This is a genomic window from Natrinema sp. SYSU A 869 (assembly GCF_019879105.1).
Classification (GTDB): domain Archaea; phylum Halobacteriota; class Halobacteria; order Halobacteriales; family Natrialbaceae; genus Natrinema.
Genome location: NZ_CP082247.1, coordinates 835,558 through 851,829, shown reverse-complemented (window position 1 = coordinate 851,829; position 16,272 = coordinate 835,558). Strand labels below are relative to the sequence as shown.

The window sequence follows — 16,272 nt, the reverse complement described above, 5'->3', positions numbered from 1 at the left end:
GCTGGAGACCACTGATCAGCACGCTTTCTGGCTGTTTTGAAGACGTTCTCGTCGGCTCGAGAATCATCTTCGACGCGGATCCGTCCGACTCGCTGGTAGGGTGTTTCTGGCGACACCGCCCCTCAACTCGCTGTCATCGAGATGGGCAACTGCTATGGGACCCCCATCATGCCGGGAGCGTTCATGCCGCCTGAAACAATCCGAGCCTACGAAGGCGGCGCACCCGACCAGCAGGTCCGCTTCAATCGACTGTAACCAGCGTTGAAAGCGGCTCCGAATACGCGGTCGTCGATCACCGTTCGAGGGCGGACTCTCGCGGACCGAGGTACGTCTCACGGTCGCGGTCGGCGTAGACGACGATTCGGTCCACAACAAGACCGGGATCCAACGCTCGGAGTTGCAGCGTGTGCGTCCCCCTCGTCTCAATCTCGTGTGTCGTCGTCTCTATTGTGGCTCCGCGGAGGACGTTCACTTGCCACTGGGGATCGTGCTCTCCGCCATCGGGATCAGTCGAGACGACGGCTCTCTCGCCGCTGTCTACGGAGACAGCGTACCGCAGATCCCGCTGTTCGTTGAGTGCCTGCGTCGGAATGCACTGTACCTCGATGTCGACGGAGCCGGTCGTGGACAGCTCGATGTCATACTCCAACAGCGGGGCGGCGTCGCTCCCTGGATCGTGGCTCGAGAACGTCGATGGCTCCACGGCGACGGTCGTCCCCGAAACGCGTCCCGGGACGTCACACCGGGTCCAGACACCCGGGTCGCCGTCGTGGGTTCTGCTGTATCGCTCCGCCTCGATGGCGACGGCTCCGTTCGTCTCGACGAAGTCACCGTGCGGTTCGCTCCGCGGAGACGCCGTTTCGACGCGAACGGTTTTTTCAACACCCGCCCCCTCGATCGTCACGTCGCCGGTCGCCCGCTGAGTCGGGATTGCGTCCCAGTCGACTCCGACCCACAATCGGAGTTCGTCTTCGACGACTCCCTCGGTGGCGTCGACGTCGATCCACTCGTCACTGGGCGTCGCGGACCACTCGACGGGCTTGTCGCCGCGAGCGAACACGTCGACGAAGCGGTCCGGATCGACCCCCGGATCGAACGTCGGCAACGACGGCGGCGTGCTCTCGTCCCCGCGGACCGGCGTCCGACGGCCCTCCACAGCGACGCCGAGCGCAGCGCCCTCTCGTGGCGTGAGACTCGCCGTGGCGGGCGCGTCGAATACCGGCAGGTCTCGAGGTCGGTGTGATAGCATTCCCTCCCACTTGCCGTCGCACAGGTCCTCGTTGTAGTACCGCGTCTCGGCTTCGATACACCGGTGAGCGCGCTTGGCCAGTTCGGCATAGTGATTTGCGCTCGTGCGGCCCTGTCCAGCGTACAGTCGGCTTCGGGCCGCATGGAGGTACTTTTTCGACATCGCTGCAGCGCAACGCACCTGGTACAGCACCAGCTGATAGAAACTCGGCCGTCGCTCCGGGGGGAGGTCCTCATTGACCGACTCCGCCCGCTCGACGAGGCGTTCGAACGCTTCGACTCGCCGGCGCGCTTCGTCACCCTTGTGGACGAAACTGAACGCCGGCTCGTCCGGATGCGTGTCCGGATACACTGTCGACCAGCCCATGTGTTCGGGCTTTCGGGCTAGCGACAGCCGATAATACTCGGCGAGAATCCCGGCGATATCGTCGGCATGGGTCTCGCCGAACTCGCGGGCGGCCCAGTCCCGCAGCCACTCGTCGCTCGAGACGGATCGGGTTGCCTCGACGTCCCACGCGAGATCGAGAGCGAACTCCAACTCCGCCTCGGTCGGTTTGATATCGCCGACGTTCACGACCCAGTAGTCGCGAGCGCCGGCGTCGTACGCTTTCGTCAGTTCGGATCGAATGAGGCCCGGAGGCACGCTGGACAACCAGAGATAATCGTGAGGACGGCCCCAGTAGGAGAGGTGATAGTACACCCCCGAGCCGCCCTCGCGCTTGCGCTCGGCGTCGAGCGGTAGTTCCCGGACGTAGCCGTGGTTGTCGTCCGGCCACATCAGGCAGACGTCCTCAGGAACGTCAAGTCCCCCGCGATACACGTCGAGGACTTCCTTGTACGGGCAGAACACTTGCGGGATCTCCTCGACTGGCCGGTCGTGGACTTCGTCCAGCACTCGCCGCTGATCGTCGATCACCTGCTGGAGCAACTCGACCGTCTCCGCTCGAGTTTCCTCGCCGGGCATTCCGGAGTCATGGATGCCGCGCATCCCCAAGGTAAAGACGTTCTCGCCGTCCGCGACGGCTTCGACACGCGATCGCCAGTACGTCAGTATCTGCTCGCGGTTGGTCGCGTAGTTCCACTCGCCGCGGGAGTCGTCCCACTCATCGACGTTGTTCCTGTGCATCGGTTCGCAGTGCGACGTCCCCACGATGATCGCGTACTCGTCGGCAACGGCTGAATTCTCGGGATACCGATAGAACGCCTTCGTATCGGGATGCATCGCCGGCCAGACGGTGTTCGCCTTGAGACGCAACAGCAGTTCGAAAATCCGGGCGTACGTTGTCGGCCCGATCCCGGGCCGATCGTCGGCCTCCTCTGGAGCGAACGTCTCCGCCGCCCATGGCCGCAACCCGAAGTCCTCGTCGTTGAGAAAGATCCCCCGATAGGTCACCGAGGGGGACCGAACCTGTACGTTCCCGACTCGACGACGACTGCGTTGCGCCTCTCGGGTGGCACATCAGCCCACCAGTACCACGGCGAAACGCCGATCCGCTTCGACAGTTCGTACGCGCCGTAGGCCGTCCCGCGGCGATCACTCCCGGCGATCAGCACGCACGACTCGAGGCCGGGAAGCGGTTCTTCAATCGTCTCGATGACGAAACTCTCCCGTTCGTCCGTCAGCGTCGCGACGTCGACGTCGCTCGCTTGGAGGCACCTCTCGACGCCCTCGGAGCGACCAATTGTCCCGACGATCACGGCGGACGAAGCGAGATCGTCGAGTGACCCGGTGACCGCGGGGCGGCATCCGGTGACGCGCTCGATGTCGTCACCGAGGTTGGTCGCTGCAATCTTTGCGACCTCATGATCGCCCTCATCGACGTAGACCTCAGCGACTGCATCCTTGTATACGATCGGGACGCCGCCGTCTGACGGTCTGTCGGTTATCATACCCATCAATTCGGCTATTTGTCCCGAGCAGAGAAAAAGACCATGGCCGGCCGTTCGCGAATTATTTCCCAACAGTACCGACCCGGTACGGTTTAACAGTGACAACTATTATATTTCACTCACTGGAACCGAACCGTATGTCTCACCGAGTTGCCGTGATCGGTACCGGCGCGGAACCGGACAGTCCCAACCGAGATGGGTACGCGATGGCGTATCACCACGCCACAGCCTACGAGAACCACCCCGAATGCGATCTCGTCGCGTGTGCGGATATCGTTCCCGAGAACGCCGCGGCGTTCGCCGACGAGTTCGAGATCGCCGCCGAAACGTCTTCGAGGAGTACGACGAACTGCTCGAGACGGTCGAACCTGACATCGTCTCGCTGTGTGTCCCACCGGCGGCCCACGACACGATCGCGATCGACTGTATCCGGTCGGGAGTCGTCGAGGCGATCCACTGCGAGAAGCCGATGGCCGACAGCTACGGTGGGGCACGCATGATGGTACAGGAAGCGAACCGCCACGGCGTCCAGTTGACGTTCAACCACCAGCGGCGGTTCAGTGACGCGGTCAGGACGGCAAAGGAGTTGCTCGACGACGGTGAAATCGGCGATCTCGAGCGGATCGAGTTCGCTGCACCGGTCGGCATCTTCGATTACGGATCGCACTCCTTCGACCTCTGTAACTACTTCAATGACGAGGTCGCTGCCGACTGGGCGCTGGGCCAGATCGAATACAGTGAGGAGAACATCCTCTTCGGTGCGCACAACGAGAATCAGGCTGTCGTTCTCTGGGAGTACGAGAACGGTGTCAGTGGTCTCGGGACGAGCGACAGCGCCGACGATGACGGTCCGACGAGCGCTGTCGGCTGTCACAATCGGCTGATCGGTACTCACGGCACGATTGAACTCGGCCCATCCGGTGAGGGCGACGAGGATCTCCCGACGCTCCGAATCCGCCGTGCCGGCGACGAGGAGTGGGAGCCGATCGAGACCGAGGACGGCCTGCACAGTTGGGAGTTCATCGACCGCGCGATCGCCGACAACGTTCGCTGCCTCGAGATGGACGAGGAACCGGAACTCGGCGCGGCGAACGCACTGAACGCGACCGAGTTGATCTTCGCCACGTGGGAGTCCGCTCGCCGACGCGGCCGGGTCGATCTCCCGCTGACTATCGACGATAACCCGCTCGAAGCGATGGTCGACTCCGGAGACCTGTCTCTCGCCCCGATGACGGAGGACGAGTGAATGCCGAAATCTCCGTCTGCGTGGAGATGGTATACGACGACGAGCCGTTTCACGAGCGGATCTCGCGGGCCGCTGAGGCCGGGGCCGACGCGGTCGAATTTTGGGACTGGCGCGAGAAGGATCTCGAGCGGATCGAGAGCGCCGCGGCGGATGCAGAGATCCCGATTATCGGCTGCGTCGCGGGTGGTACGCTTACCGATTCCGACGCGGCTGACGCCGCCGTCGAGACCATCCGTGAGTCGATCGAAACGGCGGCCGACCTCGGTATTCCATCGCTCATCGCGACAACCGGTCCGGATCAGGAGGGGGTGGATCGGGCGACCCAGCACGACGCCATCGTCGATGTCCTTTCGCGGGTCGCGCCCGACGCCGAAGCAGCGAACGTGACGATCGTTTTGGAGCCGCTGAATACGGCGGTCGATCACCCCGATTACTACCTCGAGACGTCCGAGGAGGGGTACGAGATTATCGACGAGGTCGATTCGCCGAACGTCCGGTTGCTGTACGACGTCTATCACCAGCAAATCACTGAGGGCGACGTCATCCGAAACATTACGGCGAATATCGACCGTATCGGCCACGTCCACGTGGCTGCCGTTCCCGGACGACACGAGCCCGGTACCGGTGAACTCGACTACGAGAGCATCTTCGCGGCGATCGATGAGACGGACTACAACGGCTACGTCGGCTGCGAGTTCTCGCCGATCGGCGATGCCGACGAGGCGATGGCCACAGTGTTGAACTGGCGTTGACGGGAGTGGACGCCGACGAGTTCGACGTCACTTGGTTCAGTCCATTTTGAGCGTCACGGTGCCGTCGAAGTTGAGCAGGATGCGCTGAGCGACGTCGCCGAACAGCGCCTTCCCGGTCGGCGACCGCCGTCGGCCGACGATGAAGATGTGGTCACACTCGAGGCGCTCCGCAGCGGCAATAATCTCGTCGGCGCGTTCGTCGTCCTCGACGACGATTCCCTCGGGAGTGAAGTCGATCGAATCGTCGACCGACTCGAAGACGTCATCCGCAAACTGTTGTGCGAACTGCTGTGCTGCAGAGTTCGAATCGGGTTCGCCGTACGACGTTCCCTCGACCTGTTCGATCACTTCTAGGCTCGCCGCCGTCTCGTCAACCTGGTCCGGCGTTATCCACGCGAGCACGGTCAGTTTTGCGCCGGTATCGTGGGATAGCTTCCCGGCTTCCTCGAGCAACGTCCGATGCGTATCAGTGTCGTCAATGACAACAAGTGCGTTGTCCATGCCATCGTTTTGATTAGTCACCCAAATAAGTGTATTGTCCGTATCATCCGCTGAGAGCTGGTCTCTCTCTCTTTCTGCGAAGGGGAAATCTCACGACAACCACTACGGTCGACCTCGATGGGTCCGCGGATGGCCGGACGAACTCACCAGTATCGGGACCAGTGCTCGGTCGCTCGGACGAGCCCCTCGACGTAGAAGTAATCGCCCCAGATGCAACACTCATCGTAGTCGCCGTCCGACGTGTCGTAGGCCCCATCTGTGAGCAGCCCGTTCGAATCCAGCCCCGCCGTCGAATAGTTCTCCGCGAGACTACCGAGTGTCGTGCAGGCAGCGTTCCGGTAGCCGCGAACGCGGTCGTCCGCGAGCGGCAGTTGTCGGGCGAGTTCATCGAGGCCGCAGGCTGCGATCGCAGCGGCCGAGGTATCGCGGATATCTCGCTCGGCTGGCGCGTCGAAGTCCCACCGGGGGACGCTGTCGTCCTCGAGGTGCGAGAGATAGTAATTAGCGAGCTTTGCCGAGAGCTGTGCGTACGCTCCCTCGTCGGCGTAATCGGCCGCGATCGCGTACCCGTATATCGCCCAGGTCTGTCCCCGCGACCAACAGGAGTCCGCGTCGTACCCCTGGGCCGTTTCACCGCCGATCGGCGTCCCGCTCTCGACGTCACACTTGAACGTGTGGTAGGTCGACCCATCGGGCCGGACGATGTGCTGGGCGTTCGTCCGAGCGTGCGTCTCCGCAATCGCGGCGTACCGCGACTCTCCCGTTTCCTCGCTCGCCCAGAACAACAGCGGGAGATTCATCATGGTGTCGACGATCATTCGACCCAGTTCCCAAGAGTCGTCGGTAGCCTCGTGGTCGCCCCAAGCCTGAATGAGCCCGGGCGCTTCCAGAAACCGATCGACGAGGAGATCCGCGGCTGAGAGCGCCATCGATCGGTACCGTTCGTTTCCGATGAGGCGGTGACCGGCGACCGCTGACAGCGTATAGAGAAAGCCGAGGTCGTGGGTGCCGACATCGCCGTTTGCTAACCGCCGCTGGAACGTTTCTAGCTGGGTCTCGGCGGCATCCCGAAAGCGTCGTTCCCCGGTGACCTCGTACGCGAGCCAGCACAACCCCGTCCAGAAGGATGCGGTCCACCCGTCTATGTTGTCCGTCGCCGTGTAGGTGAGTCCCTGGCTCGAGGGGCTCGGAAACCGATCGTAGAACTCCTCGAGGGAATCGTCGATACGATTGATAGCGGCCGACAACGCCTCATTCAACTCCGCTCGGTCGACTGTCGACCGTTCAGTGTAGCGATCCGGAAGCCCGTGATCCGCAGTCGCTGCTTCCAGCGTGGTCGGCGTGCGTGACATGTTGACGCACAGTGCGTCACATCGAGGCATAAAACCACCGTTCCATCAGGTGGGCAGCGATCCACACCGTTGTTCCTTACACCGAAACCGATAGGCACCGAACCACACGGCTCGTCGCTCGTCAGTACCGATCGGTCGTCCCGACTCCGTCTGCAGTAAACGGGTGTAGCTCGAGACGGAACGAGGTCGGCCGCGGCTCGATACGGTACTGCTCGAGCGTCGGCGGCCCACAGCTTCCGGTCCCGAGCCCACAGTGTTCGTCGTCGAGCGAAACCCGGACGCCATCCCGATTCGGCAGCTCGTGATCGTGATCGGCATCGTCGAGATCGGTAGTGCTGAAGCGGTGTGCGCCGAAATCGAACGGTGTCTCGCCGGTGACGAAGAGGCCGATCCCGCGCTGGTCGGTGAACGTCACCCAGCGGGTGTCCGTTCGGTTCCCGCTCTCCTGTGGGGCGACGTAGGGCGTCTGGAGCGCAGCGACCGATCGGCTGTACCGGCCGAGCAGGGCGGCTTCCTTGCTGTCGACGTACGACTCTCCAGGTCCGCGTCCGTACCACGTGATCTGGTCGAGGTCGTCCGCGAGCGTGAGATCGAGTCCAACCCGGGGAGCGAGGGTAGCACCGACAGGTCCCCCTCGGGCTCGAGCGTGGTGTCGACGGTTATCGCACCGGTGTTCTCGATCGTGTACGTTTGCTCGACTGCGAACCCGTGGTCGTATACCGGCGGCGCGAGGCGGCCGTCGACGGTGATCGTGACGCGGTCGGCATCTCCCTCTTCCCGGACACACGTGACGTCATCGGTACGGAACTGCAGCCGATCGAGCCCGTGCTCCCGCCAGAGCTGTTCGAATCCGACGGTTGCAAGGTCCCCTGCCTGAATGTGCTCCTCGTTCTCGTAGCGTTCGGTGAATTGCGAAAGGAGCGTCCGCGAGAGCGGGAGCCCCCCATCGTTGTCCGTCGGTGCGCGCCAGATCCCGACCGAGGGGCCGCTCTCCAGCAGCGACCGGTTTCGGTACGTGAGCGAGTCGATCACGCCGAACGTGCGATCAAAGACCAGTTCGAACTGCCCGTTCGAAACGCGGATCTCCTCCTCGGCCGCGTCACACGTCAGCGGCGCGGCGACGCCGGTCGTCGGCCGCGAAGCGGAGCCGGCCCAGGATCCACCTTCCGGAAGCTCGAACTCGCCGGTCGCGACCGTGTGTCCCTCCGGCGCCCACGCCGTCTCGCGGGCGAGCGAGACGTCAACGGTGAGTACGTGCTCGGCGTCCGCGTCGAGTCCGTCCGTGTCGAGGCCGTCCGCGTCGACGGGAATCGCGGTCGTTGCGGACTCACCGGCGTCGACGGACGGCAGCGGCAGCCGCCCGCTCTGGACGACACGGCCGTCGGACAGCACGCGCCAGGAGGCGCGAAGGTGCTCGAGCGACCGGAAATCGTACCGGTTCTCGACGGTGAGTTCCCCGCGCTCGAGCGCCGCCTCGCCTAAGACGACCGGTTCGATGACCTTCTTGTACTCGGTGAGCCCGGGCGACGGCTTCCGATCGGGGAAGACGAGCCCGTTGATGTTGAAGTTCGCGTCGTTGGGCTCGTCGCCGAAGTCGCCGCCGTAGGCGAACCACTCCGTCCCGTCGTCGGCCGTCCGCCGGAGTCCCTGATCGATCCAGTCCCAAACGAAGCCGCCCTGCAGCCCGTCGTGCTCGTAAAAGAGGTCCCAGAACTCCCGGAGATTCCCCGGCCCGTTCCCCATCGCGTGGGCGTACTCACAGAGAATGACCGGATGCTCGAGGTCGTCCATGGCCCACTCCTCGAGTTGCTCGAACGGCGGATACATCGGCCCGATGATGTCTGAGACCGTCTGGTCGGTGTCCGGCTCGTAGTGGATCGGCCGCGTCGGGTCGCGCTCGCGAGTCGCCGCGGCCATTCGCTCGTGGTGTGCCCCCAGACCTGACTCGTTACCGAGCGACCAGACGATGACGCTGGGATGGTTCTTGTCGCGTTCGACCATCCGAACCATCCGGTCGACGTATGCGGCTTCCCAGCGGGGGTCGTCGCTTATGTGGTCCGTCGTCTCCGCGTGGACCATTCCGTGGCACTCGAGGTCGGTCTCATCGAGCACGTAGAGTCCGTACTCGTTACAGAGTTCGTAGAATCGCGGATCGTTCGGGTAGTGGGCAGTCCGAACCGCGTTGATGTTATGCCGTTTCATCAGTTCGACGTCTTCCCGCATCGTCTCGAGCGGGACGGCGCGGCCGCGGTCAGGGTGGAAGTCGTGGCGGTTGACGCCGCGGATCGTCACCGGCCGGCCGTTGACCAGCAACTGCCCGTCGACGAGCTCGATCTCTCGGAAGCCGACCGTCTGCGTGACGACCGTTTCGTCGTCGCCCTGTCCGTGGGAGACGCTAAGCACGAAATCGTAGCAGTGGGGCGTCTCGGCGGTCCACGTGCGTGGCTCCTCGACGGTCGTCACGAACTCGAGGGTCGTCGCCTCGCCGGCCTCGAGCGTGACGGACCGGGCCTCGAGAATTGTCGAGACCGGCGTGCCGTCCTCGTCGCGCAGTGCCGGTTCGATCCGGGCCGTCCCGCCGTCGTCGCCCACGTTGCGCACGTCAACGGACGCCCGCAGGATGGCGTCCTCGTATTGCTCGTCGAGTTCGGTCCGGACGTCGACGTCGGCAACCTGTACCGTCGGCTTCGCGTAGAGGGTGACGTCGCGGAAGATCCCGCTGAGCCACCACATATCCTGGTCCTCGAGATAGCTCCCGGTTGACCACTTGTACACACGGACGGCGAGCGTGTTCTCGCCCGCTGAGACGTAGTCGGTCACGTCGAATTCCGACGGGAGCCGACTCCCCTCGCTGTACCCGACTTCCTCGCCGTTGACCCAGAGATGGAACGCGGAGTCGACGCCGCCGAATCGGAGTCGGATCTGCCGATCGTCCCAGTCGTCAGGAACGTAGACGGAGCGATGATACGATGCCGTCGGATTCTCAGTGGGGACGTGGGGTGGATCGAGGGGAAACGGATAGACCACGTTCGTGTAGTGGGGTGCCCCGTAGCCAGTCGTCTGCCAGTGCTGGGGCACCTCGATACGGTCCCAGTCGCTCACGTCGGCCGCTGGATCGTGGACCGTCTCGGGCGCGGCGGCCGGCGTCTCCGACAGCTGAAATCGCCACTCCCCGTTCAGTGTCGCAATCCAGGGCGACGCCCCTCGATTCCCAGCGGTTGCGTTCCTCGTCGCCGCGTATGGGAGGCAATGCGCGTGCGGATCGATCCGATTTCGACCGACCGTCTCCGGGTCGGCCCAGTCTCGAGTCATCGACCGGTAGTCTCCGACGAATTATCATTAATCCTCGGGCGCAGGCGATCGATGGCTCAGAAGGTGGGGACCCGATCGGAGCAAACGTTTTCCCATTAGTACAGTATTATCGAGTATGAATCCGATCGCAGAGAATCCGCTTCGGACACGAACCGATTTCCAACGAGCCGTCGAGGGGCTCGTCGACCCGTTGTACGATCACGCCAGCCCTGGCGGCGCGCGAGTGCGGCCGACGGCGGCCGGTGCTCACTTTCCCGCCGTCGCCGCCGAACTCGAGGGGTTCGCGAGACCGCTGTGGGGTCTCGTTCCGCTGAGCGTCCACTCGACGTCCGATCGGTGGGACCTCGTTCGACGCGGACTCGTCAACGGCACGGACCCGGCTCACGACGAGTACTGGGGCGAGGCGGGCGACGGCTCCCAGAAACACGTCGAGATGGCCGCGATCGGTCTTGGACTCGCGCTGACTCCCGAACGCATCTGGGACCCACTCTCCGAACCGGAGCGGGAACGGCTCGTCCGATGGCTGAACCAGATCAATGACGCCGAACTCCACGATTGCAACTGGCTGTTCTTCCGGGTCATGGTCAATATGGGCCTCCGATCGGTTGGTGCGACCCACGACTGGAAGCGCACACAGGCGTCGCTCGATCGCCTCGAGTCTTTCTATCAGGGAGACGGCTGGTACACCGACGGCCCGGCGGGGGATGGGAGCCCGATCGATTATTACCTTCCGTGGGCGATGCACTTCTACGGGCTCGTCTACGCCGCCGTCTGCGGCGACGAGGATCCGGAGCGGGCCGGTCGGTTTCGCGAGCGGGCCGCCGAGTTCGCGACCAGTCACGTCCACTGGTTCGACGACGAGGGACGCGCGCTCCCCTACGGACGGAGCCTCACCTACCGCTTCGCGCAGGCCGGGTTCTGGGGCGCGCTCGCGTTCGCGGACCTGAACCCGCTCCCGTGGGGCGTCATCAGAGGGCTCTGGGCGCGGAACGTCCGCTGGTGGCTGAACCAGCCGATCTTCACGGACGGCGGCCTGCTGTCGGTCGGATACCGGTATCCGACGCTGAAGACGTCGGAGGTGTACAACTCGCCGAACTCGCCGTACTGGGCGACGAAGGCGTTCCTGCCGCTCGCGCTCGAGCCGACGCACCCGTTCTGGCAGGCCGACGAGGAGCCGCTTCCCGACCGACCCGAGACAGTCGTCCAGTCTGAGCCCAGGAAGGTCATCTGCCGGGACGACGAGCACCTGTTCGCGCTCTCGCTCGCCCAGGACAGCATCTACGGGCCGGAGAAGTACGGGAAGTTCGCCTACTCCGCGACCTTCGGGTTCTCTATGGCCGGGCAGAACGCGGGCCTCGGGGAGGCGGGACACGATAGCTCGCTCGCGCTCAGCCCGGACGGCGACCAGTACAAGGCCCCCGCCCCCGAGTCGGTCACCGCGACCGAAGCCGACGGGACGACCCTCAAATCGCTGTGGACCCCGTGGGACGACGTGCGCGTCGAAACCTGGCTGGCGCCGGCGCTTCCCTGGCACGTCCGGGTCCACCGCCTCGAGACGTCGCGACCCCTTCACAGCGAGGAGGGCGGATTCGCGCTCGATCGGACGGGCGACGACGACCCGACGCGGTTCTCCCACGAGACCGAGGGAGCGACCGCCCGCGCCGCGTATCCGAACGGGACGAGTCTCATCACCGACCTGCGCGGCGATCGACGGCCGGAGATCGTCCCGGAGGAACCGAATACGAATCTCATGCACCCGCGCACGGTCGTCCCGACGCTCCGGAACCGATACGACGCCGGTGAACACTGGCTGGTCACTGCCGTCCGAGCGACGCCCGAGGGACCGGTCGATTTCGATCGGACGCCGGAACTCGTGACGGCCGACGGCGACGACCGCATCGCGATCGAGACGGCCGATGGCGACCGCATCCTCGAGTGCCGACCCGGCGAGATTTCGGGGACTGGCGGGACCGAGTAGCCGGACTCGAGTCGACCGCACCGTCGCGTATCTTTTTGCGTGTTGACGGCGTTTCTCGAGCCAGATGGGAGACGAGTTACGACAAGGGCCAAACGCCGGCCGGACGTTACCACCGGAGCGCGAACGATTCACCGATCCGGAGACCGGCGCACAAGTCACGCGGTTGACGAGCGATCCCGGTGCCGATAGCCGACACCTGTACTTCACCGAACCGGGGTGGTACGACGACGGCCGCCAGCTGCTCGTTCGCTCGGACCGCGACGGGACGCAGCAACTCTACTCAATCGCGCTCGAGTCCGGCGGGATAACGCAGCTGACCGACCTTCCGGCCGAGATCGGCGGCGTCACCCGCGTCGCGACCGAACCGACGGCGCTGTTCTGGTGCGATGACCGGCTCGTCGTGCTCGATCTCGAGTCCCTCGAGGTGACGCCGCTGTACGAACGCCCCGACGGTTACACAGGGAGCATCGCCGCGGGGACGGCCGACGGAGCGCGGGCCGTCGTGGCTCTCTCGGAGGTGCTCGACATCGAGGGGCGGTCGGACGACCGCGAGCAGTGGATCGCTGACCGAATGGACGCTGGCCCCCACTCAAAGGTAATCTCGGTTCCGCTCTCCGGCGACGAGCCGACGGTCCACGTCGAGGAGGATCGGTGGCTCAATCACGTCAACGCGTCGCCGACCCGGCCCGAACTCGTCACGTACTGCGAGGAGGGAACCTGGGAGGACGTCGACCGGATCCGGGCGCTGAACCTCGAGACGGACGAGACGTGGCTCGTCCGGCGGACCGACGAAGACGAGGCCGTCGGCCACGAGTACTGGCTCGCCGACGGCGAGACGATCGGCTACCACGGCTGGCGGGGCAGCCGCGACGACCCGGACCCGTTCTTCGGCCACGTTCGGTATGACGGCACGGAGCGGCGCGAGTGGCCGGCGCCGGACATCTACACACACTTCCACAGCAATACCCGCGACCTGGCCGTCGGGGACGGCACGTACCGCGGGGCTCCCTTCGACCTGCTCTGGGAGTGGGACGACGGCGCCGACGAGTACCGAATGCCGCGAAAACTGGCGTCCCACGGTTGGAGCGGTGACGGCGACGTTCACCCCCACTCGAGGCTGAGTCCGGACGGGAACTACGTCGTCTTCGACAGCAGCCGGGGCGGCACCGGCAGCGACGTTTATGTCGTCGAGATACCCGACGATCTCGGTGACCTACCAACGTTCGACGGGAGAGAGAGCTAACAGCCCTGTCGCCTGAAAGCGGTTTCTCGCCGCGAACAGTCGACGGGAACCGGTCCGGCCGGCAGTACGAGTGAGGGGCGACTATCACCGGAGGTCTCGCACTATTCGAATGGTTCGCGGGATCACTATTCCAGGCTATTTGCCTTCCCGCGGCGTCCTCAGAAGTACGAAGCAGTTCCGCTGGGCTCGAGCATCGCGCTGGGATTCTCGACCGCTTCGCGCCGTACACCGTTCACTCGCGGACACAGCGGTCCGATCGTCTCGGTCGTCTCGAAATCTCTCCCTCTGGTGGGTGATACTCCACAGAGGGAGATGTCTGTGAATAGACTTGCCAGAGGCTATTCCGTTTGTAGCGCACGTTTCGGTGCGCGAATCGACCTACTCTGTGGACGAGTATCAAGATTTGGATTGCTACAAAGTCTCGCCGTCTCACAGTCGGCCGCTGATCGAATCGAACGGAGGAACGTTTTCGAGCCGAAACGGACCGCAGCTATCCGTCTTGGGGGTCCTGGAACGACCAGAGCTGGTTGCTCCCGTTCGTTACGTTCCAGTGGCGCAGATCGGCGCCCGGATCGGGATCCGTCTCCCAGACGTCGACCGCGAGGTCGTCCGCGTGAGTCGGCTCGAGCGAGTAGCGGTCCGGCGCGACCGGGTTAGCCTCGAACTTCTGGTGGTCGGCCTCCTCCCACGCGCCGAGTTCGAGGTTCGTGCCGGTATCGGTCCCGCCGTCGGCCGTCTCGAGCGCGAGCCCGTCGGCGTCGGTCGGACTGATGCGGAAGACGCCGTCCTCGAGTTCCGTGACGTCCCACACCTGGCCGTTCGCCTCGCCCCAGGTGTCGTTGTAGACGTTTGCGCTGTCGGCGAGGTCGCCGTCGACGCTCATCACGATGTCGTCGTCGTTGAGCGCCGAGGTGAGCCGGTAGGTCCCCGCCTCGAGTTCCGTCAACTCTCCCCCGTCGTCCATCGACTCGTGAGTCCCGAGGTTCGCTCGCGGATTGTCGACGACGTACTGGACGTCCACGTCCTGGCCGGGGTCGCGCTTCCACTCGAAGTGGAGATCCCACGCCTCCGTGTCAGCGTTCCAGAGGAAATAGTGATCGTAGGCGAACGTCACGCCCGCCGCTTCGACGGGATCGGCCCGGAGCGACGGTTGCTGGTAGCCGAACGGGCTGACGCCCTCGACGGTCGCGGCGGGGTCTGTGCCGGACTCGAGGGAGGCAGTACCCTTCGCGAGGCCGCCGCCGTGGTTGTTCTGGAGAACGGTGTCGTCGGCGTCGACGCGGATGTTCTGGTCGGTACCGCCGCCGCGCACGTCGCAGTCGATGATCCGGACGTTCGAGGTCTGTCCGCCGGAGACGTAGATGCCGTAACTCTGCTCGCGCTCGTCCGCCGGTCGATCGTCGTAGGTGCGGAGGTTCGCGATCGTGACGCCGTTCGTTGGATCGTGCTGGAAGTCAGACCGCGAGTGGATGCGCACGGCCTCCCAATCGCAGTTCTTGACGACGCCGCCCTCGATGGTGAAGTTCTGGTTGTCCTCGATGAAGACGCCGCCGAGCATCTCGGAGATGTTCACCTCGCCGATGGTGATGTTATGTGATCCCGAAACGCCGAAGATACCGCGGGCACCGCCCCGGACGACTACCTGATCGCAGGTGACGTCGTGCGTCCCGTTGGCGACGCGGAAACCGGCGTAGCCGCCGCCGGGATCGATCTCTTTCCCGACGACCGAGCCGACCGTCGCGTCGGTAGTCTCGTTGAGCAGGACGCCACAGCCCGACTCGACGCCGTTCGCGATGACCTGTCCGACCTGGATTCGGTCGACCGCGTACGTTTCGAATGCGTGGCCGCCCGAGTTCTCGACGTACACCGAGTCGATCTGAATATCCGTACAGCGAACGGTGTCCTCGCCGCGGCCGTGGGCGAAGCCGTCGATGCGGACGCCGATGCCGCCGCGGGGGCTCTCGCCGGTCATCTCGACGCTCACATTCCTGAGTCGGAGGTTCCGGACGCTCCGGAGGAACAACCCGAACCGGGGGTTGCCGACCACCCGTAAGTTCGGGATTTCAACGTGTTCGACGTCGTGGGCCTCGACCGGGACGACGAGCGCCTGATCGCCCTCGTCTTCGACGCGCATCGTCGCAGGGACGTCCAGTACGGTGTAACTGGGCAGTTCGATCCCTTTGATGTCGTTCGACCCCTCGTAGGTCGGCACGTCGCCGCTTCCGTCGACCGGTCCGACGGTACTCGGCGAGACCACTGCAACCCGCTCCTTCCAGTCGCGGCTGTCGGTCAGGCTGTCGACTGCTGCCTGGGTGACCTCGATTACGTCCTCACCGCTCGCGACGTGGCCGTCTGCGCCGTCGGCGTGGAAGACGCCGTCATCGTCCTTCCAGACGATCACGTCCGCGTTCCGCGCCGCCGTATAGACGTGATCGACCTCGAGCGAACCCAGATTCGAGAGGTCGTGTTCCTGTGCGTCGATGTCCTGATTCCACTTGCGCGTCGGGCCCGAATCCCCCTTTTGCTGAGCGGGTTGGCCACCGTCGGCCCGCGCCGCACCGCTTCCGTACGTCGCGGCGAGGCCGCCGGCACCCAACAGACCGAGGATCGTCCGTCGGTCGAACGTTGGACCGACGTCGCGTTCGCTCGCGTTGCCACTTCCCTGCGGTTCGATATCTCGTACCACACCGGTGTGAACAGTTGCCTATCATAAGTATTTATTGTGGATACAATCACTGTCACGAGAGCTG

8 protein-coding genes and 2 pseudogenes are annotated in these 16,272 nt (G+C 64.4%); 4 read left to right on the top strand and 6 right to left on the bottom strand.

Features of this window, described 5'->3' with window-relative positions:
* Window positions 1–292 precede the first annotated feature (292 nt).
* Entirely contained in the window at window positions 293–2,641 is a 2,349-nt protein-coding gene (locus tag K6I40_RS03785) for a glycosyl hydrolase 115 family protein (protein WP_255681372.1), read from the bottom strand.
* Window positions 2,638–3,138: an alpha-glucuronidase family glycosyl hydrolase gene (locus K6I40_RS27825; RefSeq protein WP_255681371.1), complete on the bottom strand. Its 501-nt coding sequence runs from the start codon at window positions 3,136–3,138 to the stop codon at window positions 2,638–2,640. The genes K6I40_RS03785 and K6I40_RS27825 overlap by 4 nt, the downstream gene beginning before the upstream one ends.
* Window positions 3,139–3,275: 137 nt before the next feature.
* Here K6I40_RS27825 and K6I40_RS03780 point away from each other — a divergent pair.
* Window positions 3,276–4,384 (top strand): annotated as a pseudogene (locus K6I40_RS03780) (Gfo/Idh/MocA family oxidoreductase).
* Window positions 4,385–4,410: 26 nt separating this feature from the next.
* Window positions 4,411–5,136 carry a TIM barrel protein gene (locus K6I40_RS03775; protein WP_222912912.1) on the top strand — a complete coding sequence of 242 codons (726 nt, stop codon included), beginning with the start codon at window positions 4,411–4,413 and terminating at the stop codon, window positions 5,134–5,136.
* A 36-nt stretch (window positions 5,137–5,172) separates the two neighbouring features.
* Here the strand turns inward: K6I40_RS03775 and K6I40_RS03770 are convergent, their stop codons facing one another.
* From K6I40_RS03770 to K6I40_RS03760, 3 genes and pseudogenes are all read right to left on the bottom strand, one after another.
* A complete protein-coding gene (locus K6I40_RS03770; RefSeq protein ID WP_222912911.1) occupies window positions 5,173–5,637 on the bottom strand; it encodes a universal stress protein in 465 nt (154 codons plus the stop codon).
* 143 nt (window positions 5,638–5,780) lie between these two features.
* Window positions 5,781–6,989 (bottom strand): glycoside hydrolase family 88 protein, encoded by a 1,209-nt coding sequence (locus tag K6I40_RS03765; RefSeq protein WP_222912910.1) that lies wholly within the window; start codon window positions 6,987–6,989, stop codon window positions 5,781–5,783.
* Window positions 6,990–7,110: 121 nt separating this feature from the next.
* Window positions 7,111–10,301: pseudogene (locus tag K6I40_RS03760) on the bottom strand (glycoside hydrolase family 2 TIM barrel-domain containing protein).
* A 115-nt stretch (window positions 10,302–10,416) separates the two neighbouring features.
* On the opposite strand from K6I40_RS03760, the gene K6I40_RS03755 reads away from it, so the two are divergent.
* A complete protein-coding gene (locus K6I40_RS03755; RefSeq protein WP_222912909.1) occupies window positions 10,417–12,279 on the top strand; it encodes a DUF2264 domain-containing protein in 1,863 nt (620 codons plus the stop codon).
* Window positions 12,280–12,343: 64 nt separating this feature from the next.
* Window positions 12,344–13,522, top strand: coding sequence for an oligogalacturonate lyase family protein (locus K6I40_RS03750; RefSeq protein WP_222912908.1), 1,179 nt, complete (start codon window positions 12,344–12,346; stop codon window positions 13,520–13,522).
* 490 nt (window positions 13,523–14,012) lie between these two features.
* Here K6I40_RS03750 and K6I40_RS03745 read toward each other — a convergent pair whose 3' ends face one another.
* Window positions 14,013–16,208, bottom strand: a complete 2,196-nt coding sequence (locus tag K6I40_RS03745) for an RICIN domain-containing protein (RefSeq protein ID WP_222912907.1) — start codon at window positions 16,206–16,208, stop codon at window positions 14,013–14,015.
* Window positions 16,209–16,272 lie beyond the last annotated feature (64 nt).